Source organism: Caulobacter sp. CCH9-E1 (assembly GCF_001556515.1).
Taxonomy (GTDB): Bacteria; Pseudomonadota; Alphaproteobacteria; order Caulobacterales; family Caulobacteraceae; genus Caulobacter.
In genome coordinates, this window is record NZ_LSJA01000060.1 from 1 (window position 1) to 2,764 (window position 2,764).

2 protein-coding genes are annotated in these 2,764 nt (G+C 67.5%); both read left to right on the forward strand.

All coding sequences use genetic code 11. The annotated features are described in order from the left end of the window. Positions 1–1,545: cytochrome ubiquinol oxidase subunit I (locus AX690_RS03295; protein ID WP_156449551.1), on the forward strand; the 1,545-nt coding region annotated here is incomplete at its 5' end. Positions 1,546–1,559: 14 nt separating this feature from the next. Continuing rightward, positions 1,560–2,711, forward strand: coding sequence for a cytochrome d ubiquinol oxidase subunit II (cydB, locus tag AX690_RS03300; protein WP_066730280.1), 1,152 nt, complete (start codon positions 1,560–1,562; stop codon positions 2,709–2,711). The last annotated feature ends 53 nt before the right edge of the window (positions 2,712–2,764 follow it).

Genomic DNA, 2,764 nt, shown 5'->3' on the forward strand with positions numbered 1-2,764 from the left:
CTGTCGCGACTGCAGTTCGCGTTGACGGCCCTCTACCACTTCCTGTTCGTACCCCTGACCTTGGGGCTCTCCTTCATGCTGGTGATCATGGAGAGCATCTATGTGATGACCAAGCGCCCGATCTGGCGCACGGTCACGCGGTTCTGGGGGACGCTGTTCGGCATCAACTTCGTGCTGGGCGTGGCGACCGGGATCACCATGGAATTCCAGTTCGGGATGAACTGGTCCTACTACTCCCATTATGTCGGCGACATCTTCGGCGCCCCGCTGGCGATCGAGGGCCTGATGGCCTTCTTCCTCGAGGCCACGTTCGTCGGCCTGATGTTCTTCGGCTGGGACAAGTTGTCGCGCGTCGGCCACCTGTTCGTCACCTTCATGGTGGCGCTGGGCACCAACCTGTCGGCCCTGTGGATCCTGGTCGCCAACGGCTGGATGCAGAACCCGATCGGCTCGGTGTTCAACCCCGACACCATGCGGATGGAGGTCGCGAGCTTCCGCGACGTGCTGTTCAACCCGGTCGCCCAGGCCAAGTTCGTGCACACGGTCAGCGCCGGCTACGTGATCGCCGCGGTGTTCGTGCTGGGGATCTCGGCCTACTACCTGCTGAAGGGCAAGTACGCCAGCGTCGCCAAGCGCTCGATGACCGTGGCCGCCGCCTTTGGCCTTGCCTCATCGCTGTCGGTGGTCGTGCTGGGCGACGAGAGCGGCTACGCCCTGACCGACAACCAGAAAATGAAGCTCGCGGCGCTGGAAGCCATGTGGGAGACGGAAGCCGCCCCGGCCGGCCTGACCGCCTTCGGCGTCCCGAGCCTGGCCGAGCGCAAGACCCACTACGAGGTCAAGATCCCCTATGTGCTGGGCCTGATCGCCACCCGCAGCTTCGACCAACCGGTCGAGGGCATCTTCCAGCTGGTCGCCAAGGCGCAGGACCGCATCGAGTCCGGCGTGGTCGCCTATGGCGCGGTCGAGGCGCTGAAGGTCAATCCGAAGGACCTGGCCGCCCGCGCCACCTTCGAGCAACACCGGCGCGACCTGGGCTACGCCCTGCTGCTGAAGCGCTATGTCGCCGATCCCCGTCAGGCCAGTCCGGACATGATCCAGAAGGCGGCCTGGGACACGGTGCCGCCGGTGCCGGTGATGTTCTGGGCCTTCCGCCTCATGGCCGGCATCGGCTTCCTGATGATCGCCCTGTTCGCGATCGCCTTCGTCCTGGTCACTCTGCGCAAGCACGAGACGCGGTGGTTCCTGATCCTGGCGGTGGCGGCCATCCCGCTGCCCTGGCTGTCGGCGGAGCTGGGCTGGGTGCTGGCCGAGGTCGGTCGCCAGCCCTGGGCGGTGGACGGCGTGCTGCCCACCTTCCTGAGCGCGTCCAGCCTGACCGTTCCGCAGCTGCTGACCAGCATCGCGGCTTTCACCCTGTTGTACGGCGCCCTGGCGGTGGTCGAGATCGGCCTGATCCTCAAGACCATCAAGAAGGGGCCCTTCGCCAAGCATGACGAGCCGGCGCTCGACGGTTCGCCCGAACCTGAACCGGCCGTGGCCTAAGAGGACCGACAATCATGGATATCCCCGTCGATTTCGCCACGCTTCGCGTCATCTGGTGGGCCCTGGTCGGCATCCTGCTGATCGGCTTCGCCCTCACCGACGGCTTCGACATGGGCGTCGGCGCCCTGCTGCCCTTCGTCGCCAAGACCGACAAGGAACGCCGGATGGTGATCAACACCATCGGCGCGACCTGGGAGGGCAACCAGGTGTGGTTCATCCTGGGCGGCGGCGCGATCTTCGCCGCCTGGCCGTTCGTCTACGCCATCAGCTTCTCGGGCTTCTACCTGGCCATGTTCGTGGTCCTGGCGGCCATGATCCTGCGGCCGGTGGGCTTCAAGTACCGCTCCAAGCGGCCCGACCCGCGCTGGCGGTCGTTCTGGGACTGGGCGCTGTTCGTCGGCGGCTTCGTGCCGGTGCTGTGCTTCGGCGTGGCCCTGGGCAACGTGCTGCAGGGCGCGCCCTTCCGTCTGAACGACGACCTGCGGGCCTTCTATGACGGCTCGTTCCTGGGCCTGTTCTCGCCGTTCGCCCTGCTGTGCGGCCTGCTGTCGGTCGCCATGCTGGTGCTGCACGGCGCGGCCTGGATCACGGTGAAGGGCGAGGAAGGCCCGGTGAGCGACCGCGCCCGCCGCATCGGCGAGATCGCCGGCCTGGCCAGCATCGTGCTGTTCGCCGCCGGCGGCTTCTGGGTCGCCTTCGGCGGCATGGGCTTCCGGATCGAAGGGCTGGCCGACGCGGCGGGTCCGTCGAACCCGCTGCGCGGCGCCGCCGCGGTGTCGGCGCCGGGCGCCTGGCTCGACAACTACGGCCGCCACGGCTGGACCATCGCCGCCCCCGTGCTGGGCTTCGCCGGCGCGGCCCTGGCCTTGCTGGGCCTGCGCGCCAAGTCGGCCTGGATGGCGTTCGCCGGCTCCTCGGCCTCGGCCGCGGGGATCATCGGGACCGTCGGCCTGTCGATGTTCCCGTTCATCCTGCCCAGCTCGGTCGATCCGCGCTCCAGCCTGACGGTCTGGAACGCCTCGTCCTCGCACCTGACCCTGTTCGTCATGCTGGTCGTGACGGTGGTCTTCCTGCCGCTCGTGCTGCTCTACACCGCCTGGGTCTACAAGGTGCTGTGGGGCCGCAGCACCACGGCCGCCCTGTCCACCAACCCCGACCTCTACTGATCCGAAGGATACGAACCAATGTGGTACTTCACCTGGATCCTGGGCCTGGGCCT

Coding starts and splice junctions, on each gene's coding strand:
- cydB (WP_066730280.1), top strand. CDS start 1,560: ATGGATATCCCCGTCGATTTCGCCACGCTTCGCGTCATCTGGTGGGCC.